Annotated in this window: 19 protein-coding genes; 8 read left to right on the top strand and 11 right to left on the bottom strand. The window is 70.1% G+C overall.

Annotated features, from left to right (window positions below; all coding sequences use genetic code 11):
• Window positions 1-724: 724 nt before the first annotated feature.
• The 7 genes from F4553_RS29210 to F4553_RS29180 all read right to left on the bottom strand — a co-directional run bounded on the left by F4553_RS29210 (window position 725) and on the right by F4553_RS29180 (window position 7516).
• Window positions 725-1711 (bottom strand): sensor histidine kinase, encoded by a 987-nt coding sequence (locus F4553_RS29210; protein ID WP_184842237.1) that lies wholly within the window; start codon window positions 1709-1711, stop codon window positions 725-727.
• A complete protein-coding gene (locus F4553_RS29205; protein WP_184842234.1) occupies window positions 1711-2427 on the bottom strand; it encodes a response regulator transcription factor in 717 nt (238 codons plus the stop codon). The genes F4553_RS29210 and F4553_RS29205 overlap by 1 nt, the downstream gene beginning before the upstream one ends.
• 80 nt (window positions 2428-2507) lie before the next feature.
• Window positions 2508-3182 (bottom strand): hypothetical protein, encoded by a 675-nt coding sequence (locus F4553_RS29200; protein ID WP_184842231.1) that lies wholly within the window; start codon window positions 3180-3182, stop codon window positions 2508-2510.
• A gap of 228 nt (window positions 3183-3410) precedes the next feature.
• Window positions 3411-4274 (bottom strand): 1-aminocyclopropane-1-carboxylate deaminase/D-cysteine desulfhydrase, encoded by an 864-nt coding sequence (locus F4553_RS29195; protein ID WP_184842227.1) that lies wholly within the window; start codon window positions 4272-4274, stop codon window positions 3411-3413.
• Between the two features lie 5 nt (window positions 4275-4279).
• Window positions 4280-5308, bottom strand: a complete 1029-nt coding sequence (locus tag F4553_RS29190; RefSeq protein WP_184842225.1) for a GNAT family N-acetyltransferase — start codon at window positions 5306-5308, stop codon at window positions 4280-4282.
• Between the two features lie 223 nt (window positions 5309-5531).
• Window positions 5532-6317, bottom strand: a complete 786-nt coding sequence (locus F4553_RS29185; RefSeq protein ID WP_184842222.1) for an ACT domain-containing protein — start codon at window positions 6315-6317, stop codon at window positions 5532-5534.
• A 188-nt stretch (window positions 6318-6505) separates the two neighbouring features.
• On the bottom strand, window positions 6506-7516 hold the full coding sequence (locus tag F4553_RS29180; RefSeq protein WP_184842219.1) for a LacI family DNA-binding transcriptional regulator: 1011 nt from the start codon (window positions 7514-7516) through the stop codon (window positions 6506-6508).
• A gap of 69 nt (window positions 7517-7585) precedes the next feature.
• Here F4553_RS29180 and F4553_RS29175 point away from each other — a divergent pair, with 69 nt between their 5' ends.
• On the top strand, window positions 7586-9040 hold the full coding sequence (locus tag F4553_RS29175) for a beta-N-acetylhexosaminidase (protein WP_184842216.1): 1455 nt from the start codon (window positions 7586-7588) through the stop codon (window positions 9038-9040).
• An 89-nt stretch (window positions 9041-9129) separates the two neighbouring features.
• Here the strand turns inward: F4553_RS29175 and F4553_RS29170 are convergent, their stop codons facing one another.
• The 4 genes from F4553_RS29170 to F4553_RS29155 all read right to left on the bottom strand — a co-directional run bounded on the left by F4553_RS29170 (window position 9130) and on the right by F4553_RS29155 (window position 13826).
• Window positions 9130-10521: a GH1 family beta-glucosidase gene (locus tag F4553_RS29170; RefSeq protein WP_184842212.1), complete on the bottom strand. Its 1392-nt coding sequence runs from the start codon at window positions 10519-10521 to the stop codon at window positions 9130-9132.
• Window positions 10518-11327 carry a carbohydrate ABC transporter permease gene (locus F4553_RS41290; RefSeq protein WP_184847065.1) on the bottom strand — a complete coding sequence of 270 codons (810 nt, stop codon included), beginning with the start codon at window positions 11325-11327 and terminating at the stop codon, window positions 10518-10520. The genes F4553_RS29170 and F4553_RS41290 overlap by 4 nt, the downstream gene beginning before the upstream one ends.
• 89 nt (window positions 11328-11416) lie before the next feature.
• Entirely contained in the window at window positions 11417-12424 is a 1008-nt protein-coding gene (locus F4553_RS29160) for a carbohydrate ABC transporter permease (protein ID WP_184842209.1), read from the bottom strand.
• A gap of 103 nt (window positions 12425-12527) precedes the next feature.
• Window positions 12528-13826, bottom strand: a complete 1299-nt coding sequence (locus tag F4553_RS29155; protein ID WP_184842206.1) for an ABC transporter substrate-binding protein — start codon at window positions 13824-13826, stop codon at window positions 12528-12530.
• Window positions 13827-14155: 329 nt separating this feature from the next.
• On the opposite strand from F4553_RS29155, the gene F4553_RS29150 reads away from it, so the two are divergent.
• From F4553_RS29150 to F4553_RS29120, 7 genes are all read left to right on the top strand, one after another.
• Entirely contained in the window at window positions 14156-14647 is a 492-nt protein-coding gene (locus tag F4553_RS29150; RefSeq protein ID WP_184842203.1) for a SigE family RNA polymerase sigma factor, read from the top strand.
• Window positions 14644-15330 (top strand): hypothetical protein, encoded by a 687-nt coding sequence (locus F4553_RS29145; RefSeq protein WP_184842200.1) that lies wholly within the window; start codon window positions 14644-14646, stop codon window positions 15328-15330. Before F4553_RS29150 ends, F4553_RS29145 begins: the two co-directional genes overlap by 4 nt.
• A gap of 65 nt (window positions 15331-15395) precedes the next feature.
• Window positions 15396-16418: a potassium channel family protein gene (locus tag F4553_RS29140; RefSeq protein ID WP_184842197.1), complete on the top strand. Its 1023-nt coding sequence runs from the start codon at window positions 15396-15398 to the stop codon at window positions 16416-16418.
• Window positions 16415-17218, top strand: a complete 804-nt coding sequence (locus tag F4553_RS29135) for a pyrimidine reductase family protein (protein ID WP_184842195.1) — start codon at window positions 16415-16417, stop codon at window positions 17216-17218. The genes F4553_RS29140 and F4553_RS29135 overlap by 4 nt, the downstream gene beginning before the upstream one ends.
• Window positions 17199-18995, top strand: a complete 1797-nt coding sequence (locus F4553_RS29130; RefSeq protein WP_221470526.1) for an ATP-binding protein — start codon at window positions 17199-17201, stop codon at window positions 18993-18995. Before F4553_RS29135 ends, F4553_RS29130 begins: the two co-directional genes overlap by 20 nt.
• Window positions 18995-20137, top strand: coding sequence for an exonuclease SbcCD subunit D (locus F4553_RS29125; RefSeq protein ID WP_184842189.1), 1143 nt, complete (start codon window positions 18995-18997; stop codon window positions 20135-20137). Before F4553_RS29130 ends, F4553_RS29125 begins: the two co-directional genes overlap by 1 nt.
• Window positions 20137-22632 carry an AAA family ATPase gene (locus tag F4553_RS29120; RefSeq protein ID WP_184842185.1) on the top strand — a complete coding sequence of 832 codons (2496 nt, stop codon included), beginning with the start codon at window positions 20137-20139 and terminating at the stop codon, window positions 22630-22632. Before F4553_RS29125 ends, F4553_RS29120 begins: the two co-directional genes overlap by 1 nt.
• Window positions 22633-22634: the final 2 nt, after the last annotated feature.

Genomic DNA, 22634 nt, shown 5'->3' with positions numbered 1-22634 from the left:
CGCAAGCTCCCCGGGCAAGACCCACCCGCGCCGACATGATCGCGTTGTTTCCCGGAAAGAACGCCTTCCCACCCAGCGCGAGGGCCCTGTTTCCGGGAAACAACGCGATCACACCCATGCACAGCGCCGAGCACCGCGCCCAGCTCCCCGAGCCAGCGCCCAGCTCCCCCGAGCCAGCGCCGAGCCAGCACAGCCCTCGAGCCAATACAGCCACCTATCCACGCAAGCTCCCCGGGCAAGACCCACCCGCGCCGACATGATCGCGTTGTTCCCGGAAAGAACGCCTTCCCACCCAGCGCGAGGGCCCTGTTTCCGGGAAACAACGCGATCACGCCCATGCACAGCGGCGAGCACCGCGCCCAGCTCCCCGAGCCAGCGCCGAGCCAGCACAGCCCCCGAGCCAATACAGCCGCCTATCCACGCATGCTCCCCGGGCAAGACCCACCCGCGCCGACATGATCACGCAGTTTCCCGGAAAGAGCCCCTTCCCACCCAGCGCGAGGGCCCTCTTTCCAGGAAACAACGCGATCACACCCATGCGCAGCGCCGAGCACCGCGCCCAGCTCCCCGACCCACCCGAGGCACCTATCCACGCCCGCTCCCGGCAGGACCCACCCGCGCCGCCACGATCGCGCTACTTCCCGGAAAGAGCGCCCTCACACCCGCCGTGACCGGCTTACTTCCCACAACGTGCCTGACGCGCCTTCCCGGACCAGCGCAGCCGCTAGCTCAGCGGGAGGCGGACCACGAACCGGCAGCCATCGGAGACGTTCTGCACCGCCACCCGGCCGCCGTGCGCCTCGACCAGCCCGCGCACGATCGCCAGGCCCAGCCCGCCGCCGCCGTGCTGCGACGGTGTCCGCGCCGCGCTGCCCCGATAGGCGACGTCGAATACCCGGGGCAGGTCCGACTCGGCGATCCCGCCGCAGGTGTCGGCGACGGCGAGCCACCCCTCGTCCCCGTCCCGCCCGCCGGTGACGGTGATCGTCCCGTCCGACGGGGTGTAGTGGATCGCGTTGCGCAGCAGGTTGGCCACGACGCGGGAGAGTTCCGGTTCGCTCGCCTGCACGGTGGGCCAGCCGTCGGCGGAGGCGACGACCCGGATCCGTCGGGTCGCGGCGACGGGTTCGGCGGAGGAGACCGCGTCGGAGACGACATCGCCGAGGCGCACGGTCGCGAGCGACAGCCGCAGGGCACCGGCGTTGATGCGGGAGAGTTCGAAGAGGTCGTCGACGAGCCCGGCCATCCGGTCGGTCTCGGTGCGGATCCGGCTGTGGTATTCGGCCACCGTCGCCGGGTCCTCGACGATGCCGTCCTCCAGCGCTTCGGCCATGGCGCGCATGCCCGCCAGCGGCGTACGCAGATCGTGCGAGACCCAGGCGACCAGCTGGCGCTCGGTGGCTCTGGCGTCCTCGGCCCAGACGGCCTCGCGGGCAAGGCGGCGGCCGAGCCACAGACCGAGCCCGAGCCCGACGGCGCCGGAGATGCCGAGCACGATGAGCAGCACCTTCAGGTCGTGCTCGGAGAGGAACATCGCCTGCGCGACGGCGACGACGCCCGCGCCGACGGCGAGCACGGTGACGGCGAGCAGCACGCAGACGTTGATGGTGATCGACTTTCGGTGCAGCAGCCGGAGCACGACCGCGCCCGGCAGCCCGACGGCGAGCGCGCCGAGCAGTGCCACCACGGCCATCACCAGCACATCATGCATCAGGAGCCTCCCACCGGATCACCGTCGGTGTTGCCCGGCTCGTAGCGGTATCCGACGCCCCACACGGTCTGGATGCGCTTGGGCGAGGCGGGATCGTCCTCGATCTTCTCACGCAGCCTGCGCACGTGAACGGTGACGGTGGACTGGTCGCCGAAGTTCCAGCCCCAGACCGATTCGAGCAGCTGACCTCGGCGGAAAGCCTGGCCGGGCGCGCCCATGAAGAAGACGAGCAGGTCGAATTCCCGCACGGTGAGGGCGAGTTCGGCGCCGCGCAGCTTCGCCACCCGGCGGGCCACGTCGACGACGAGGTCGCCGTCGGCGAGCGGGCGGGTGCCGGGCGCGGGCGGGCTGGCCCGCCGCAGCACCGACTGGACGCGCAGCACCAGCTCGCGCGGGGAGAAGGGCTTGGTCACATAGTCATCGGCGCCGAGCTGCAGCCCGAGCACGCGGTCCACTTCCTCGCCGAGCGCCGTCAGCATGATGATGGGTACGCCGTCGGCCCCGCCCCGCAGCCGCCGGCACACCTCCAGCCCATCGAGGCCCGGCAGCATCAGATCGAGCACCACGAGATCGGGCTTGGCGCTCGCGTAGGCGGAGAGGGCTTCGTAGCCGTCGGTGGCGAGGGTGACCGTGTAGCCCGCCCGCTCCAGATAACGGCGCACGACGTCGCTGACGGTGGGGTCATCATCAACGACCAGCACTCTCTCTTCACCCATCTGCCGAGCGTACGGCCGCCCCCGCAGGAAAATTTCTTGCGGGGGCGGCTCGTCATGGACTCGTCACAGATCGGTAAGACCTACTTCTCGTCCTTGGGGATCGGCTGGGCCCGGCTGATCAGGTCGTGCACGGGCTTGGTGCCGCTGCCGATGACCAGACCGGTGACGAGCGCGTCGATGAAGGCCGGTACGCCGTCCCAGGTGGTCGGCGTCGCCGAGAGCATCCGCAGCAGGTAGAACCCACCGGATGCGGCCAGCGCCGTCGAGACACCCGTAGCGAGGCCCCAGGTGATGATGCCCTTGTCGGCGCGGGCCTGGTCGCGCTCGGCCTTCGCCTTGGCGGCGGCGACGGTGGAGCCGACACCGTTCTCCATCGCGGCGAGGGCCCAGTCGTAGCGCTGCTGGGCGGCACGGCCCGGCATCCACCGGGTGAAGGGCTCCATGAAGCGCTCCACGGCGGCGGTGACGACCACGAGGCCCGCGAAGATCGACATTTCACTGCCGGCGTCGAAGGCGGTAGCCGGGTTGTAGACGGTGATGAGGTAACCGCCCCAGAGACCCGCGGCGGCGAGCCCCAGGCCCAGCAGCATCGCCCAGAGGTGCGCCGCGGGCGTCGGTGACGCGGCGGTCTCCGCGTCGTCGGGCGTCCTCGGGACGGCGACGGTCGTCTCGTTGTCGTGCTCGGCATCGGCCTGCTTCGGAGCGACGGCCACGACCTGACGGTTGATCGTCGGCGGGCGCCTGACCACTGCCATGAGAAACCTCCACGTATAGGGGCAAGACCGCGCGGAGCGTATCGCTACCGATCCACTCGCCGCGATCGGCTTACCCGTGGAAACTCAGACGGATCGCTTACAGTCGCCACAATTCCACAATTCCACAATGGACAAATCCCTGTCACGTTTTGCAGCAAAGCGTGGCTTCCGGCGCGAGAATAGCCACGCTTTGCTGCAAAACGTGACAGGGTGCCGCGCCGATCCTGCCTAACCGGTGATGATCGCGGCGAGCCGGGTACCGGGCGGGAAGTAGCCCGACTCGACCAGGTCGAAGACTCCGGCCAGCATCTTCGCCACATAGACGCGGTCCAGGTGCAGGCCGTGCCTGGTGTGGAAATCCTCGATGAAGGCGGCGAGGGCGGGGGTGCTCTTGGCGTACCCGCCGAAGTGGTATCTGGATTCGACGCGCCAGTGACCGGACCGCTCACCGAAGGTCGCGCGCTGCAGGGCCTCGACCTCGGCCGTGAGGAAGTCGCCCGGCTTGAGGACCGCGAAGCCGATCGCGCGCTGGTGGCCGGCGAGCCCGGCGGCGAGACCGGCGAGCGTGCCACCGGTGCCGACGGGGCAGCAGATCACGTCGGCGCCACCGAGCCCGGCGGCGATCGGCAGGCAACCGCGGACGGCGAGCGGGTTGCTGCCGCCCTCGGGGATCAGGAAGAACTCGCCCCACCGGCGCCGCAGCTCCGCCTCGACGGCCGGATCCCGCTTGGTGCGGTAGGTCGTGCGGTCCAGATAGGCCAGCGTCATGCCCTGGTCGGCGCAGTAGCGCAGCGACGGGTTGAGCGGCAGGTGCTCCTCGCCCCGGACGATGCCGATCGTGGCGAATCCGAAGATCCGTCCGGCCGCGGCGACGGCCCGCAGGTGATTGGAGAAGGCACCGCCGAAGGTGAGCAGGGTCGAGTGACCGGCCTCGGTGGCCGCAGCGAGGTTGAGGTGCAGCTTGCGCCACTTGTTGCCGGGGATCTCGGAGTGGATCAGGTCGTCGCGCTGGAGCCGCAGGGTCACTCCGGCCCGGTCGAGCCGCTCGTCGTTGAGCGACTCGACTGGTGCGGGCAGGTGGGGCTCGAACATGCCACCTAGGGTCGCACTGTCACCGGAGCGCGCTTGGCGAGTGCCAGCGTGACGGTGACGAGCGAGCCGTCGCGGTCATAGAGCCCGTCCTGACCGAGTCGGCGGATCGTCCGCAGCAGCGGGCCGTTGTCGGAGTGCGTGTGCAGCATGATCGCCTCGTAACCGGCCGGCTCGGCGAGCGCGCGCACCCGCCGCAGCAGGGTGGTGCCGATCGCCCGGCGCTGCCAGGCGTCCTCGACGAGCAGGGCCACCTCGGCGATGGCGCCCTCGCCGACGAGGTTGGCGACGGCGATGATCTCCTCGCCGCGCTCCGCGACGAGAGTGGCGCCCCGGGGCGCGTCGAGCAGCCGGGCGAGCTGAGCGCGCGACGGCCCGCGTGACGCGGAGAGGTAGCGGCGGTAACGGCTCTCCGCCGAGCAGCGCTTGTGCATCGCCTCGATCGCGTCGAGGTCGTTGCTGGTCGCGATGCGGATGACCAGCTCGGTGCCGTCGGGCAGCAGCAGCTGGGCCTGGGCCGCCTTGTTGAGCACCACGGCGTTGGCGACCTCGACCAGCGCCTGCGCCCGGGCGAACTCGGCCGGGGTGAAGGGCGGGGTGAGCCGCATCAGCCGCAGCGCGCCGCCGCGCGGATCGGCGAGGGTCATCTCGTTGTCGGAGAACCCCTGCTGGGCGTGGGCTGGGCGCCAGGAGATCGCGCAGTCGAGCTGGTTGGTGAGCAGCGATCCCAGCTCGTCGGGGTCGCTCACGAGCCGGGCCGCCTGGCCCAGCGCCTGAGTGGGCGGGTCGACGAGGCCGTGCGCGTCGGTGCGCGCGACCCACGCGTCCCGGCCCCGGCCGCGCTCCACGGCGGCGATGAGGTCGGCCTCGGTGAACCGCTCCGGCGCATCGACGAGGAAGTCGTCGACCGCGCCCGCCTCGGTGGTGTGCACCTGGACCGCCAGGATGTTCACCGACTTGAGGGCCAGACTCGCCGTCAGCACCGAGAGGTAACCCGGCCGGTCGTCCACTGTCGCTCGCACCCGCCACAGAGCCATTGCGCACTCCTCGTGTCGTCCCAGGGGTTGCCAACGACCCGCCACGTTGCCGCCGCTCGTAACTCCTTAGCTGATCACAGCATGGCTCGCGCCTGTTTCTCTGCCGTTACCGAAAGAAATCAAGAGCTGTCTGTGTCTGTGTCACACCTCACGCGACCTGCATGGTCAAGCCCGCCCCGCTTCGCGGGACGGGCTTGGAGTGTCCGGCGGCTGAACGCGGACTTCAGGCCGCAGCGGCGGCGGGCGGCGCCGAGACGAGGTCGATCTGATCGCCGAGGACCAGCGCGGCGGCCCTGGTGAGCTGGGCGAGCCGGTCGACCTCGGTGGCGTGGAACCCGGCCGCCGTCGGGACCGTCACCGGCTCGCCGAAGCCGGTCTCGTCGAGCGGGATCTGCGTGCCGACGCCCCCGCGTGCGACGAGCAGAACGAGCCCGGCCCGGCCGAACGGGGCGACCGCGAACCGCACGCCCTGCGGCCCGTTGATCGCCCGGCCGCGCAGCGGCGTCACCTCGGGGAGCCGCGGCACCTCGGGAGCGCGCCAGCTGGAGTACGCGATCGCCGGCTCGGCCCGGGTCAGCGCCTCGGCCCGGCCCGGGATCGACTCGGCGGAACTGGAGCGCAGCGCCCAGTCGGCCGGGACCACGAGCACCGCTGCCCAGTCGGCGGCGAAGAGCGCGGGCACGGCGTCGACCAGCGTCGCGAGGCCCTCGGTCGGGTTGACCGCGACCTGGGCGAGCAGCTCCGCGTCGTAGCCACCGTGCACCGGGGCGCCGATCGCCTGCCAGACGCCGTCGACCCGGACACCGGGCATCGCGCCGAGCCCGGCGAGCAGCCGGCGCACGCTGGCACCGCTCGGCCAGACGACGGTGAAGTCGTCGACGGCCCGACCGGCGGCGCGCTCGAGGACGACCACCTGGACGATGTCAGCTCCCGCGACGCCGAGGGTGCGGGCAAGCTGGCCGAGCGAACCCGGACGGTCCGGCAACTCGACCCTGATGCGCAGCAGCATGACGCCTCCAATAGAGACCGACCCGAATGAATACAGATCAGCCTGCATGAGATGCGTTTCAAAATGGTTGCGGCGCCGTGTCCCGGTCGCGACAAAACGCCCGTTCGATCTTGCCACGTGCTGTTTTGCAGCAAGCGGCCCTATTTTCAGAGAAATGACCACGCTTTGCAGCAAGTCGGCGGAAGCCCTTACGACGAGGCTCGGCGGACCAGGTGGGTGTCGAGCAGGATCGGGCGCTGCGGGATCTCGCCGCGGATCAGGTCGATCAGCATCCGGGCCATCTCCCGGCCCATCTCCTCGACCGGCTGGTAGACGCTGGTCAGCGGCGGGTCGGTCTGGGTCGCGATGATCGAGTCCTCGTAGCCGACGACGGCGACGTCCTGCGGCACCCGCCGGCCGGTCTCGCGCAGCACCCGCAGGGCACCCGCGGCCATCACGTCGGAGGCGGCGAAGACGGCGTCGATGTCCGGATCGGCCGCGAGCAGCTTGCGCATCGCGGCGATGCCGCTCGCCTCGCTGAAGTCGCCGTACTCGATGAGCGGGGTCTGGGTGCCGATCGCGGCGCGGTAGCCGGTGAGGCGGTCGACACCGGGCGACATGTCCGGCGGGCCCGCGATCGTGGCGACCTTGCGGCGGCCGGTGGAGACGAGGTGCGCGACCGCCTCGCGAGCGCCGGCCACGTTGTCGACGTCGACGTAGAAGCCGGTGCCGGAGACCGGGCGGGCGCCGAAGACGGTCGGCAGGCCGCGCTCGGCGAGCAGCGCCGGCAGCGGGTCGGCACCGTGCAGCGACAGCAGCAGAACGCCGTCGACGTGCTGGTCGGTGAGGTGGTGCTCGATCCGCACCCGCTCGGCGGGCGACTGGGCCATGGCGAGCCAGAGCTGCAGCTGGGTGTCGGCGAGCACCGTGCTGATGCCGCGCACGATCCCGGCGAAGAAGGGCTCGCCGAAGAGGCGGTCGCCGGACTCGGAGACGACGAGCGCCACGGAGTCGGTCCGCTGGGTCACCAGGGCACGGGCTGCCCGGTTGGGCACATAGCCGAGATCGGCGATGGCCTTCTCGACCATCGCCTTGGCTTCGGGGCTGACCTGCGGCGAGCCGTTCACCACTCGGGAGACGGTGCCGCGGCCGACGCCGGCGTGGGCGGCGACCTGGTCGAGCGTAGGACGTCCGGCCGACCGGGCGCGCGGGGTGGTCATAACAGCGAAGACTACTTGCTTCCCGCCCCTCATTGCTGACTCAGTGCACCCAGACGTATTGTTTGCCTTGTGAAAACGTTTTCTGTCGGCGTCTCCGCGGTGATCCCGGCTCCCCGGTCACTCCTCGCGACCGGCGAGGGCTACGTGCTGACAGAGGCGACGACGGTGGTCTTCACCCCGGACGACGGTGAGGTCGCCCGGATCGCGACGGAGTTCGCGGCGGACCTCCGGCGGTGGACCGGGCTGGCCGTGCCGGTCACGGTCCCGGCAGCGGCGACGGGGGCCACCGGGATCCGCATCGAACTTCTTCCCGAGCTGGGCCTGGCGCGCGAGGGCTACACGCTCGACGCGGCGCCCGGCGGTGTGATCTTGCGCGCATCCACCGCCGAAGGGCTCTTCCGGGGCAGCCAGACACTGCGACAGATCTGCACGGATTCGGCGATTCCAGGCGTAAGGATCGCTGACGAGCCCCGCTTCGCCTGGCGCGGCACGATGCTCGACGTCGCCCGCCACTTCTTCAGCGTCGACGACGTCAAGCGATACATCGACGAGATCGCCTATTACAAGCTCAACGTGCTGCACCTGCACCTCTCCGACGACCAGGGCTGGCGGGTGGAGATCGCCGCGAGGCCGCGCCTGGCCGAGGTCGGCGGCGCGTGCGAGGTCGGCGGCGGTCCCGGTGGCTTCTACACCCGCGAGGAGTACGCCGACCTCGTCGCCCACGCCACCGCCCGCTACCTCACCGTGGTCCCCGAGATCGACATGCCCGGCCACACGAATGCCGCTCTCGTCGCCTACCCGGAGATCGCACCCGAGGGCTACCTCACCGAGCACTTCACCGGGACCGAGGTCGGGTTCAGCAACTTCGACGTGGCGAACCCGGCGACCGACGAGTTCGTCGACGCGGTGATCGGGGAGCTGGCCGCGATGACGCCGGGGCCCTATCTGCACATCGGCGGCGACGAGGTGATGAAGCTGACGCCCGAGGAGTTCGGCGGCTTCGTCCGGCGCACGATCGCCACGGTGGAGCGGCACGGCAAGGTCGCGATCGGCTGGGACGAGGTGGCCCGGGCCGGAGCACCGAGCTCGACGGTGGTGCAGTTCTGGCGTACCCATCCGGACCAGGATTTTCTCGCGCCCATCCGCGAAGCCGCAGCGCGCGGCTCGAAGATCGTCATGTCGCCCGGGTCGCGGACGTATCTGGACATGAAATATGACGAGAGCACGGAGCTGGGGCAGGACTGGGCGGGGTTGATCAGCGTACGCCACGCCTACGAGTGGGACCCGGCGGAGCTGCTCGGCGAGGTGCCCGACGGCGCCCTGCTCGGCGTCGAGGCGCCACTGTGGACCGAGACGGTCACGACGTTGGCGGAGATCGAGTTCATGGCGTTCCCCCGGCTGACCGGGATCGCGGAGGTCGGCTGGTCCGCGGCGTCGTCGCGGGACTGGGACGGCTACCGCACCCGGCTCGCGGCCCACGAGGCCCGCTGGGACGCTTTGGGCATCAGCCACGGGGCAGTCTGAGTCACGACCGGCGCAACTCTTCAAGAGTTGGTGTTCAGCCCTGGCGGGCTGAACACCAACTCTTGAAGAGTTGCGCCTTGTAGTGAGCGTTAGACGGCGTTGTCGCGGATGACGTTGGAATACCACAGGGCGCTGTTCTTCGGGGTGCGCACCTGGGTCTGGTAGTCCACGTGGACCAGTCCGAACCGCTTCTCGTAGCCCCAGGCCCACTCGAAGTTGTCCATCAGCGACCACGCGAAGTAGCCGCGCAGCGGCACACCGGCACCGATCGAGTCGAGGCAGGCGCGCAGGTGCTGGTCGTAGTAGTCGATCCGGGCCGGGTCGGAGACCGTCCCGTCCGCCCCGATCTCGTCGGGGTAGGCCGCGCCGTTCTCCGTGATGTAGAGCGGGATCGCGCCGTAGTCACGGGTGATGCGGTTGAGCAGGTCGGTCAGGCCCGCCGCGTCGATCTCCCAGTCCATCTGGGTGACCGGCAGGCCGCGCTTGAGGAAGGTGGTGTCCTCACTGCCGGGCCAGGTGCCGTCGTGGTTGCCCGATCCGGGGACGGGCGCCGCGACGATGCTGCGGGTGTAGTAGTTGACGCCCATGAAGTCGGCGGGTGTCGCAATCGTTTCCAGATCACCCGCGTGGATGAAGCCCAGGTCGGTGAGGTGCGCGACGTCCGCCGCCACGTCGGCCGGGTACTCCGCCTTGAAGAGCGGGTCCAGGAAGACGCGGTTGCCGACGCCGTCGATGCGTCGCAGCGCATCGAGGTCGGCCGGGCTGTCCGAGTGGGCCGCGAGCGAGTGCAGGTTGAGCGTGATGCCCACCTGTGCCGACGGGTCGGCCGCCTTGATCGCCTGCGTGGCGAGGCCGTGGCCCAGCAGCAGGTGGTGCGTGGCGGCGAGGGCGTCGGCCCCGTCGGTGCGGCCCGGCGCGTGGTGGCCGTTGCCGTAGCCGAGGAACGCGGAGCACCACGGCTCGTTGAGCGTGATCCAGTGGTGCACCTTGTCGCCGAGCGCCGCGTGCACGATGCTCGCGTATTCCGCGAAGCGGTAGGCCGTGTCACGGACCGGCCAGCCGCCGGCGTCCTCGAGCTCCTGGGGCAGGTCCCAGTGGTAGAGCGTCACCCACGGCTGGATGTCGTGGTCGAGCAGCTCGTCCACGAGCCGGCGGTAGAAGTCGAGGCCGGCCTGGTTGGCCGGTCCCCGACCGCCCGGCTGCACGCGCGGCCAGGCGATCGAGAAACGGTAGGCCGACAGGCCCAGCTTCGACATCATCGCGACATCGTCGGCGTAGCGGTGGTAGTGGTCACAGGCCACATCGCCGGTGTCGCCGCCTACCACCCGCCCGGGCGTGTGGCTGAAGGTGTCCCAGATGGACGCCGTGCGACCGTCCTCGGTCACTGCGCCCTCGATCTGGTACGACGCCGTTGCCGCACCCCAGAGGAAGCCGTCCGGGAACACCCGGGCGACTGTGGTGGTCGGTTGTTCGATGATCACGCCTTGATCGCACCTTCCATGATGCCGCCGATGAGCTGACGGCCGAACAGAATAAAGACGACGAACAACGGCAGCACTGAGAGCAGCGTACCCGCAAAGACCTGCGTGTAGTCGTTGTAGTAGCCCGAGGAGAGGTGCTGCAGGGAGACCTGCACGGTGGGGTTGGCCGGGTCTCCCATGACGACCGAGGCCCAGAAGAACTCGTTCCACTGTGCCATGAAGGCGAACAGGCCCAGGACCGCGATCGCCGGCCGCAGCGCGGGCAGGACCACGTTCCAGTAGATCCGGATCGTGTTGCAGCCGTCGACCCGTGCCGCCTCGATCAGCTCGTCGGGGACCGACTGGCTGACATACTGCCGCATCATGAAGACGCCGAACGCGCTGACCAGGAACGGCACGATGACCGCCGGCAGCGTTCCGGTCCACGGCCCGCCCATCCACTCCGGTACGCCGCTCATCATGATCAGCAGCGGGATGACGCCGAGCTGCGCGGGGACCATGGTGGTGATGAGGACGAACATCATCGCCGCGTTACGGCCCTTGAACTTCAGCTTGGCGAAGGCGAACCCCGCCAGCGTCGAGGTGAAGATGACCGAGAGCGTGACGATCGCGGACGAGATCGCCGTGTTCGTCATGCCGGTGAGGAAGTAGGCCGCCTCGTTGTTCAGCAGCCGGTTGATGTTGTCGAAGAGCTCGCCGCCGAGCGTGAGCGGCGGCGGGATCGTCGCGACCGCGTCATTGGTACGCGTCGCGACGACCAGCATGAAGTAGAGCGGGAAGATCGACAGCGCGATCGCCGCGATCATCGTGACGTAGGTGAGCGGGCTCGCGGCGAAGAGCTCGGTCTGATAGCGACGCCACTTCTTGCGGCGTGGTTCGGTGGTGCCGGTGCTGGTCACTTCGACTTCCCTCGCTTCCGGTCGGCGGACTGGAGCCGGGAGACGACGAGGTAGTTCACCAGGCTAATGATCATGATCAGGATGAAGAGCAGCCAGGCCACCGTGGCCGCGACGCTCATCTCGTAGTCGACGAAGAACTGCTCCATCAGGTACATCGTCACCGTCTGGTACTGCCGGACGGTGCCGCCGAGCATCGAGCTCGCACCACCGCCGCTGAAGAGCAGCGGCTCGGTGTAGAGCTGCAGCCCGCCGATGGTGGAGATGATCGTGGTGAAGATGATCGTCGGCCGCAGCATCGGCACGGTGATCTTCCAGAACTGCCGCGACGGGCCGGCGCCGTCGAGCGCCGCCGACTCGTAGATGTCCTTGGGGATCGACTGCATGGCGGCGAGGAAGATCAGCGCGTTGTAGCCGGTCCAGCGCCAGTCGACCATCGTGGCGATGCCGATCCAGGACGACCACTTGTCGGCCTGCCAGTCGATCGGGCCGATGCCGACCAGGTTGAGCACCCAGTTGATGAGGCCGAACTCGCGGCTGAAGAGCCGGGTGAAGACGATGCCGACCGCGGCGACCGAGGTGATGTTCGGGATGAGTACGCCCATCCGGAACCCGGTACGCAGCCGCAGCTTCTTGTTGAGCGTGTTCGCCAGCACCATCGCCAGCAACAGTTGCGGCACCGTCGAGATCAGGAAGATGCCGATGGTGTTGTAGACCGAGTTCCAGAAGTTCGGGTCGGACAGGATCTTCTCGAAGTTGGCGAACCCGACGTAGTTCCAGGTGTCGTCGCCGATCTCCCGGTCCTGGAAGGCGAGCTTCGCGGTCCAGATCAGCGGGAAGATGCCGAAGATGCCGAAGATGATGAAGAACGGCGCGATGTAGAGGTACGGCGAGTACTTGAGGTCGATCCGGCTCAGCCGGGCGCTGAAGCGCCGCGATGCCGGCCTCGGCTCGAGAGGATCCGGTGGAGCCGCGCGCTCGTGGCGCGCGGTGGTCTGGGTTGTCATTGGTTACTCCTGCGGTGGCCGGTGGCCGGAGGCTCGGGAGGAAGCGCCAACGGTGCGGGGTGCGCATGACGCGCACCCCGCACCTGGTGTCTGGCGAGCGGCTTTACGCCTTCGCCTTGCCGTCCTTGATGGCGGCGGTCCAGGCGTCAGCGGCACTGCGCTTGCCCTGCTCCAGCGAGCGGAGAGCGTTCTCCACCTCGGTGCGCACAGCGTTGTTCTTCGGGCCGAGGTAGACCGGCTTCAGGCTCTTGGCGCCGGCACCGAAGATCTCGCCGGTCGGGGCGTTCGTGAAGTACTCGTTCACGTACGCCTTGACGGCCGGGTCGTCCAGGGCCTGCGGCGAGCTGGGCAGGTTGCCCTTCGACTTGAAGGACGCGATCTGGCCGGCCGGGTTGGTCAGGAACTTGACCAGCTCGGCAGCCTCCTTCTGGTGCTTGCTCTGCTTCGGCACGGAGAGGAACGAGCCACCCCAGTTGCCGCCGCCGCCGGGCACCGCTGCGATGTCCCACTTGCCCTTGCCCGAGTCACCGTTCTGGCTGGTGATGTAGCCGGTCATCCAGGCGGGGCAGGCGATCGTGGCGAACTTGGCGTTCTTGAAGCCCGCGTTCCACTCCTCGGACCAGGCCTGGAGCTTGGCCGAGAGGCCCGCGTCCAGGATCTTGGTGGCGAGGTCGAACGAGTCCTTGACGGCCGGGTTCGTGTCGATCGTGACCGCACCCGCCTCGTCGTAGTACGTGTAACCGGTCGTCTGGCCGGCCTTCTGCATCAGGATCGTGTTGTAGGTGTTGGTGACCGCGTCGAGGAAGCCCACGTTGGGGGTCTTCGCCTTGAAGGTCTTGCCGACGTTGATGTAGTCGTCCCACGTCGGCCACAGCTTCGAGACCTCGGCCCGGTCGACCGGCAGGCCGGCCGCCTTGAACAGGTCGGTGCGGTAGCACATCGCCAGGCCGCCGACGTCGGTGCCGAGACCCAGCACCTTGCCGTCGGGGGTGACGCTCTGCTTCCACTTGAACGGCAGGAAGTTGCCGGAGAGCTCCTTGGCGCCGTACTGCGCGAGGTCCACGAACTGGCCGGACTTGGCCTGGAACTCGACCAGGGTGCCTTCCTCGATCGCCACGATGTCACCGAGGCCGCTGCCGGCCGCGAGCCGCTGCGTCATCTGCTGGGTGTGGTCACCCAGCTGCGAACCCGTACCCCGCTCAACGATCTTGATGTTGGGGTGGGCCGTCATGTAGTCCTTGTAGAGCTGCTCGTAGCCAAAGTTGCCGAACACATCGACGTTCAGGGTGATGTCTTCAGCCTTCGCCGGCTCGTCCGACGTGCCGCAGGCGGTGAGGCCGAGGGCGGTGGTGGCAACGAGGGCGATCGCCGCGAAGGTGCGGCGGCGCGAGGTGACGCCCATCTGTGACCCCTCTCAGGTCTAGTCCTTGCAGGTGGGGGTGGTGTGACGTCCCGCGTTAGTGGCCTGGACCACAACCACGGGAGCGCTCCCATGAGATTGCCGTCAGGTTACGCGGGTGTCAAGAGAAGTCTGGGAGCGTTCCCAACTTGTTATCCGCGTCACTCCGGCCTGGGACTGCCGTGACCAGGGAGGCGCCTGATGGAAACGCTTCCGATCCTCAGCCTTCCGGCCAGGCAGCGCGAGACGATCATCCATCCTCCGGCAGGCAACCTTTCCCGTTCGCCAGCCGGTACCTTTCTGCGACCGACGGGGAAAGGAAGGGACGAGACGTGAGCGACGCGATCGCGTTCGAGGAGTTCGTGCAGCTCCGCTCGCCACGGCTGCTGCGGGTGAGCTACCTGCTCACGCGGGACTGGGCGCTCGCCGAGGACCTGCTGCAGACGGCGCTCGCCCGATCCTGGAGCGCCTGGCGCCGGATCGAGGGCGATCCGGAGCCCTACGTGCGCAAGGTGCTCGTCAACACCTACGCCACCTGGTGGCGACGGCGATGGCACGGCGAGCGGCCGACCGACACCCTGCCCGACCGCGCGTCCGGCTCCGCCGAGCACGACGCCGTCGACGCCCGCGACGAGGTGTGGCAGGCCCTCGGGCGGCTTCCCCGGCGCCAGCGTGCCGTCCTGGTCCTGCGCTACTTCGAGGACCTGCCCGAGGCGGAGGTCGCCGAGATCCTTGGCGTGACCGTCGGCACCGTCAAGAGCCAGACCCACAAGGCCCTCGGCCGGCTCCGGCTGGACCACACCCTGGAAGGGGCGAACCGATGATCAACCTCCACGATCTCATGGACGAGCGGTCCGAACTGCCCCCGCCCACGCTGGACCGGTCGCGGATGGTCGGCGTCCGGGCCCGGATCGCGGCCCGCCGCCGGGCCCGCCTCGCCACCGTCGGCGCCGGCTGCGCGCTGGTCCTGGCGATCATCGCCGGGTACGCCGTCGCGCCGCACCGCGCGACCCCGCCCGCACCGGCGGCGACGCCGAGCCCGAGTGCCAGCCCCACCCCGGGGCCGACGCCGAGCCCGAACCTCACCGAGCAGCCCTCGCAGCCCAACGGGCACTACGTGGCCGGCTTCACGATGGCCTTCAGCGAGCGCATCGGCACCCACCGGTGGACACCGACCACCCTGGACGGCGTGGCGCTCGCCGTCACCCTTCATTCGGACTTCCCGGTGGACTCTCCGCTCACCGTACGCATCACCATCTCGGTCAACGGGCATCCGGAGGCCATCATGTGGACCGGCATCGGACAGCCCGGGACGCAGTCCTGGCTCGTCGCGCGCGACGGCGTGGTCTGGGCCGGGATCCGGGTCGGCGTCCCGTCGACCGTCATGGTGCACATCTCGACCTTCTCCGGCCCCGACGAGGACGAGCTGATCAGCCCGCCGGCGAACACCTGGGCGACGATCCGGATCGTCGAGCCGGTCGCCGGTTCCGCCTTCCACGTCGGATAGCACGGCCGACCCACGGCGAGGTACCGGGACCGGTGATCTCAGCGCGGGCATCATAAGGTGTGTCCATGGCGAGCGTGAGTGATCACCTGGGCGAGACGCGCGGGCACATCAGCCTGCCCGAGCACCGGGTCCAGCCGATCAAGCAGATCCTCCGCCGGATCGGCTACGCACTGCTGATGCTGGCCGCGACGGTGGCGATCGTGATGCTGGAGCGCGACGGTTACAAGGACAACTACGACGGCGACATGAGCTGGCTGGATGCCCTCTACTACTCGACCGTCACGCTCTCCACCACCGGCTACGGCGACATCGTGCCGGTGAGCAACGCCGCCCGGCTCACCAACGTCGTCCTCATCACCCCGTTGCGGATCGTCTTCGTCGCGCTCCTCGTCGGCACCACCTTCGAGGTGCTGACCCGGCGGACCCGGGACCTGATCCGACTGAATCGCTGGAGGTCCACCTTGTCCGGACACACCATCGTCGTGGGTTACGGCACCAAGGGCTACACCGCGATCCAGACCCTGATCGCACAGGGCTCCGAGCCCGAGGAGTTCGTCGTCATCGATCTGAAGCGCGAGCTCGTCGCCGAGGCGAACCGCGACGGCTACCCGGCGATCCACGGCGACGCGACCCGCAGCGCCGTGCTGCGCAAGGCCAACGTGACCAACGCGGCCCGGGTCATCGTCGCCGCCGACCGCGACGACGCAGCGGTGCTCGTCTCGCTCACCGTCCGCCAGCTCAACCCCGCGTGCGTCCTCGTCGCCTCGATCCGCGAGGCGGAGAACGAGCAGCTCCTGCTCAACGCCGGGGTCAACGCGGTGATCACCTCCGCCGAGGCGGCGGGGCGGCTGCTCGGCGTCGCGGCGAGGTCGCCCGCGATCAGCGAGGTCTTCAACGACCTGCTCATCCACGGCGAGGGGCTCGATCTCGCCGAGCGCGAGGTCACCGCCGCCGAGGTGGGCACGCTGCCGCGCGACTGCGACCAGCCGGTGATCGCGGTGCTCCGGGGCGGCAAGGCGCTCCCCTACGCGCAGGCCGGGAAGCTCGCCGCGGGTGACCGGCTGGTGCTGGTCACCTCGCCCGCGTGACGGTCGTCCGGCCCGCCGACGAGCTCACCGACGACGAGCTCGCGGACCTCTATCCGCGTACGGGCGGGCTGCGGGTCAACTTCGTGACCAGCGCCGACGGGGCGATCGAGGTCGACGGGCTCTCCGCCGGGCTCTCGTCCGAGGCCGACAAGCGGGTCTTCCGGCTGCTGCGGATGGCGTGCGACGGGCTCCTCGTCGGCGCGGGCACGTTCCGGACCGAGGGCTACCGTCCGCTCACGCTGGATCCGGCCCGGCGCGCGTGGCGGTCGGCGCGAGGGCTGCCGGCGTACCCCCGGTTGATTGTCGTATCCGCGTCACTCGACCTCGACCCCGCGCATCCGGCGCTGGCGCACGCACCGATCAGGCCCTTGATCGTGACCTCCGCGCCGGTCCGAGGAGTGAGCGAGCGAAGCGAGGGAGCCCCGCAGGACGCGCAGATTGGCACAGTGCCGGTCGAGGCCGCGACTCACCCACTCACCGCCGTCGCCGACCTCCTCCCGCTGGGTACGCCCACCGGCGCACTCGATCTACAGGAGACCGTGACGGCGCTGCACGCCCTTGGCCTGCGCGAACTCCTCTGCGAGGGCGGCGCACGTCTGCTCGGGGCGTTGACGGCCGCCGATCTCGTCGACGAGCTGTGCCTGACCCTCTCGCCGGTGCTCGCCGGTCCCGGCTCCGGCCGGATGACCGCGGGGGCGGCCGCGACACCGGTCGCGATGCGCATGATCCACCTGATTCCGGCGGGTGACATGGCGCTCCTGCGGTACGTGCGCCGAGAAGATGTCGCCTCCGACCGCTAGGGTCTCTGGCGTGGGCAGCACTGGTGACACGCTAGGCACTCCGGTCGGCCGAGTGCTCGGCACAGCGGACGCAACCCCGCTCACGTTCTGGGTGGCGGTCGGGCCAGAGGCATATCTGCAACTGGACGACGTCGTCGTCACCCAGCGTGAGCTGCCGGAACCGGCCGGCGCGGTGACCATCTCCGGCGTGGTGACGGCGGTGCGCGCCCGGCATGAGGGCGCGGCCTTCGACTCCGACGTCTTCGCCATCGCCGACGGCATGCTGCCGGCGCAGGTGCAGGAGGCGGCCGAGATCACCGTGACCCGGGTCGAGCCGGAGGTCTATGTCCCGCCGATGCCCGGCGCGGTGGCGTTCCGGGCGCAGGGCCAGGCCCGCGACGAGGCGCTGAGCTTCGACCGGATGAAGCGCAAGCTGCCGATCGGCACCGGCCGCGACGGCGAGCCGCTCTTCCTCAACGCCGACTTCCTCGACGGCTCGCGCGGCGCCCACGTCAGCATCTCGGGCATCTCGGGTGTCGCGACGAAGACGAGCTTCGCCACCTTCCTGCTCTACTCGATCTTCCACTCGGGCGCCCTCGGCGGCGCCTCGGAGACGGCGAACACCAAGGCGCTGATCTTCAACGTCAAGGGCGAGGACCTGCTCTTCCTCGACCATGAAAACAACCGGCTGGACCAGCGCACCCGCGAGGCCTATGACAAGCTCGGGCTGAGCGCGGGTGCCTTCAAGCAGGTCACGATCTTCGCTCCGGCCCGCGCGGGCGACCCGTCGGGCAGCGCCGACGTGGCGAGCCGCCTCACCGGCGTCGACACCTTCTACTGGACGCTGAGCCAGTTCTGCGAGCAGCGGCTGCTGCCCTATGTCTTCGCCGACGCCGATGACGAGCGCCAGCAGTACACGATGGTGGTCCACTCGGTCACCGCGCACCTGGCCCGGATGGCGGTCCCGGCCGACGGCGGCATCGCCATCGACGGCCAGCGCCTCTCCTCCTACGATCAGCTCGTCGACCACATCGTCGGCGAGCTCAACGACGACGAGAGCCGCGGCACCTGGTCGGGCAGCTCGGTCGGGCTCGGCACGATCAACGCCTTCGCCCGGCGGCTCATCAACAGCAAGCGCGACCTGGGCCGGCTCATCCGCGGCGACCTGCCCTCGGGCCGGGCGCACCAGATCAGCACCGCCGACTCGGGCCAGATCACCGTCGTCGACCTGCACAATCTCCCCGATCGGGCGCAGCGCTTCGTCGTCGGTGTGACGCTGAAGTCGGAGTTCGAGCGCAAGGAGAAGGCGGGCACCGCCAAGCCGCTCCTCTTCGTCGTCCTCGACGAGCTCAACAAGTACGCCCCCCGCGACGGATCGAGCCCGATCAAGGAGGTGCTGCTCGACATCGCCGAGCGCGGGCGCTCCCTCGGGGTCATCCTGATCGGCGCGCAGCAGACCGCCTCCGAGGTGGAGCGGCGCATCGTCGCCAACTCGGCGATCCGCGTCGTCGGTCGCCTCGACCCGGCCGAGGCCTCCCGCCCTGAGTACGGCTTCCTGCCCCCCGCGCAGCGCCAGCGGGCACTGCTCGCGAAGCCGGGCACGATGTTCGTCGCGCAGCCCGAGATCCCGGTGCCGCTCGCCGTCGAATTCCCCTTCCCGGCCTGGGCCACCCGCCCGTCCGAGGCCGGCGCGGCGACGGGCACGATCCGAGCCAGCCTGGTCAACAGCGCAAATCCATTCGCGGTCGTCGGTGCGGCTCGCGGCAACGCCATTCCCGACGATGAGATCCCATTCTGATGAAGCTGATGCACACGTCCGACTGGCACGTCGGCAAGGTCCTCAAGGGACAGGCCCGGCAGGAGGAGCAGATCGCCGCGCTCGCGGCGGTCGTCGCCGTCGCCCGCGACGAGCAGCCCGACCTGGTGATCATGGCCGGTGACCTCTATGACAACGCCGCGCCGTCACCCGACTCGCAGAAGATCGTCACGCGGGCGCTGAGCGCGCTGCGCGCCACGGGTGCCGAGGTCATCGTCATCGCGGGCAACCACGACAACGGCGCCGCGCTCGACGCGCTGCGCTCCTGGGCCGACGCCGCCGGGATCACCCTGCGCGGCCGGGTCTCGGAGAAGGCGGCCGACCACATCGTCAGCGGTGTCACGGCGGGCGGCGAGGCGTGGCGCTGCATCGCGCTGCCGTTCCTGTCGCAGCGCTTCGCGGTGCGTGCGCTGGAGATGTTCGAGATGACGCAGGCCGAGGCGCAGTCGACATACGCCGACCACCTGCAGCGGCTGCTCACCGGCATCGCCGACGAGGCGTTCACCGACCCCGATGCGATCAACCTGATCACCGCGCACCTCACCGTCGTCGGCGGCCTGGTCGGCGGCGGCGAGCGCGAGGCGCACACGATCATGGGTTACGCCGTGCCGAGCATGGTCTTCCCCGAGCAGACGCACTATGTCGCTCTCGGCCACCTGCACCGGGCGCAGAGCCTGATCGGCCGCTGCCCGGTGCGCTACTGCGGCAGCCCGATCGCGATCGACTTCGGCGAGGTGGAGAACACCCCCTCGGTGACGATGGTCGAGGTGAGCGCCCGCACCGCGGCCGTGATCCGCGAGGTGCCGCTGCCGGTCGGGATCGGCCTGCGGACGGTTCGGGGCAGCCTGGCCCAGCTCGCCGAGTTGGAGACCGGCGATGCCTGGCTGCGGGTGGTCGTCAGCGAGTCGCCGCGCGCCGGGCTGCGCGAGGAGGTCCAGGAGCTGCTCCCCCGGGCACTGGAGATCCGGGTCGACCCGGCGATGCTGCCGACCGACCGGCCGTCGCGGGAGGCTCGTGCCGAGCGCTCCCCGGTCGACCTCTTCAACGACTATCTGACCCAGCGCGGCCACGCCGACGACGCGACCAAGGCACTCTTCGAGAAGCTCTACAGCGAGGTGAGCTGATGCGGCCACTGCGGGTGGACCTGCGAGGGTTCACGGTCTTCCGCGAGCCGACCGTGATCGACCTGACCGACACCGATTTCTTCGCCCTGGTCGGGCCGACGGGGTCGGGCAAGTCGACGGTGCTGGACGCGATCTGCTTCGCCCTCTATGGCCAGGTCCCCCGCTGGGGCACCAAATCCGTCGCCAACGCCCTCGCGCCCTCCACCGCCGAGGCCTCCGTCCGCCTCATCTTCGAGGCGGCCGGCATCCGCTACGCGGTGACCCGGGTGGTCCGCCGTGACGGCAAGGGCCGCACCACGACCCGGGCGGCCGGCCTGCAGGAGCTCCCGGCAGGCTTCGACCTGTCGCTGCTCGACAGCGGCGAGCTGCCCGCCGAGGCGCTCGGCGACGTGCTCGCGGGCACCCCGACCGAGCTCGACACCGTGATAGTCCAGGTCGTGGGCCTGCCCTACGACCAGTTCACCAAGTGCGTGCTGCTGCCGCAGGGCGACTTCGCGGCGTTCCTGCACGCACGCCCCGCCGAGCGCCAGGAGATCCTGGTCAAGCTGCTCGGCCTCTCGGTCTATGACGAGATCCGCGACCGCGCCACCATCGTGGAGCGCGCCGCCGCCGCCAAGCTCGCCGCCTCCGACCAGCTCCTCAAGGACCTGGAGGCCGGCTCCGGCGACGACGTGCTCACCGCCGCCGAGGACCGGGTCGCCGCCGCGCAGACCCTGGCCCAGCAGATGGCGACCGTGCTGCCGGAGCTGCGCGAGGCCGACCGGCGGCTCGCCGAGGCCACCGACGGCCTCGCCGCGATGGAGGCGCAGCTCGGTGCCCTCACCGGCATCCGGCCGCCGGTCGACGCCGACGGGATCGCCCGCGCCGCCGCCCAGGCACAGACCGTCGCGACCGCCGCCGCCGAGGCGGTCACCGCCGCCGAGGAGCACGACCAGAAGCTGCGCGCCCGGCATACCACCCTCGGCGACCCGGCCCACCTGAGCCACCTGCTCAAGGCCTATGCGGAGCGCTCATCCCTGCGTGGCCGCCGGGCCGAGATGGCGACCGCGCTCGGCGATGCCAAGGCCGCCCACGACCAGGCCGCCCACGTCGTCGAGACGGCAGCCGCCCAGGCCGCCGAGGCACAGGCGGCCGTCATCGTCCTGCGCGAGGCGCTGGAGCGGGCGCAGACCGCCGACCGGGCCGCCTCGCTGCGGCCCGCCCTCGTCGCCGGGCACTCCTGCCCGGTCTGCGAGCAGACCGTCGCGATCGTCCCGGCCGCCCCCGACGTCCCGGCGATGCGCGCCGCTCGCGAGGCGCTCGCTTTGGGCGAGCAGCGGGCCGAGCGCGCGCAGCGGGCCCGTGACGCGCAGTCCGGCACGCTCCGCTCCGCCGACCGGGCGCTCGCCACCGCCGAGGAGCGCACTCACCAGCTCGACGACCAGCTCTCCCGGCTCGACGCGGTGCTCGCCGACGCGCCACCCGCCGAGGAGCTGCGCTCGGGTCTCGCCGCGATCGCCGAGGCGCAGGAGGAGATCGGCACCGCCGGTGCCGCCGTCAGCGCCGCGCGCGAGCGGCAGCGGGCCGCCGCGAGCAGGCTCGCCGCCGCCGACGACAAGCTGCGCCGCTCCTGGCTCGATTTCGACGCCACCCGCGACCGCCTCTCCGGCCTCGGCGTCTCCGGACTGCCCGCGGTCGACCGCGCCCACCTCAGCCTCGCCTGGGAGGCGCTCGCGGGCTGGGCGGGCTCCGCCGCGAGCACGCTGCAGACCCAGTGCGACTCCCACCGCGCCGACGCGGCCGCCGCACAGGCCGCGAAGCGGGCCGCGCACGCCCGGATCACCGAGTGGTTCACCCAGGCGGAGGCGACGCTGCCGTCGGTGATCGGACAGGTCGAGATCGACCGGGCGGTCACGATCACCGTCGAGCGGGCCACCGCGGCCCGCGACAAGGTGGTCGACGCGCGAGCCCAGGCAGAGAAGCTGCGCGTCCAGCGGGGCACCGTCGAGGACGAGCGCCGGGTCGCGGCAGCCCTCGCCGGTCATCTCAAGGCCAACAACTTCGAGGCGTGGCTGCTGGAGGAGGCGCTGGACGCCCTGGTCAGCGGCGCTTCGGTCATCCTGCGCGAGCTCACCTCCGGGCAGTACGAGCTCATCCACGACGCCCGCGAATTCTTCGTCGTCGACCACCACGACGCGGGTCTGCGCCGCCCGGTGCGCACGCTCTCCGGCGGCGAGACCTTCCAGGCGTCGCTCGCGCTCGCATTAGCACTCGCGGACCAGCTTGCGACGATGTCCCATACGGCTAGTCTGGAATCCATCATGCTGGATGAGGGCTTCGGCACGCTTGACTCGTCTACCTTGGACACCGTGGCGGCGACATTGGAGAACCTGGCGGCACAGGGAGACAGAATGGTCGGCGTGGTCACGCACGTGGCCGCGCTGGCCGAACGCATCCCGGTCCGGTTCGAGATCACCAAGGACGCCCGCACCGCTCGCGTGGAGCGCGTGGGCTGATC

Origin of the sequence: Allocatelliglobosispora scoriae, from assembly GCF_014204945.1 — a bacterium.
GTDB classification, from domain to species: domain Bacteria; phylum Actinomycetota; class Actinomycetes; order Mycobacteriales; family Micromonosporaceae; genus Allocatelliglobosispora; species Allocatelliglobosispora scoriae.
This window is presented reverse-complemented; position numbering and strand designations above follow the sequence as displayed.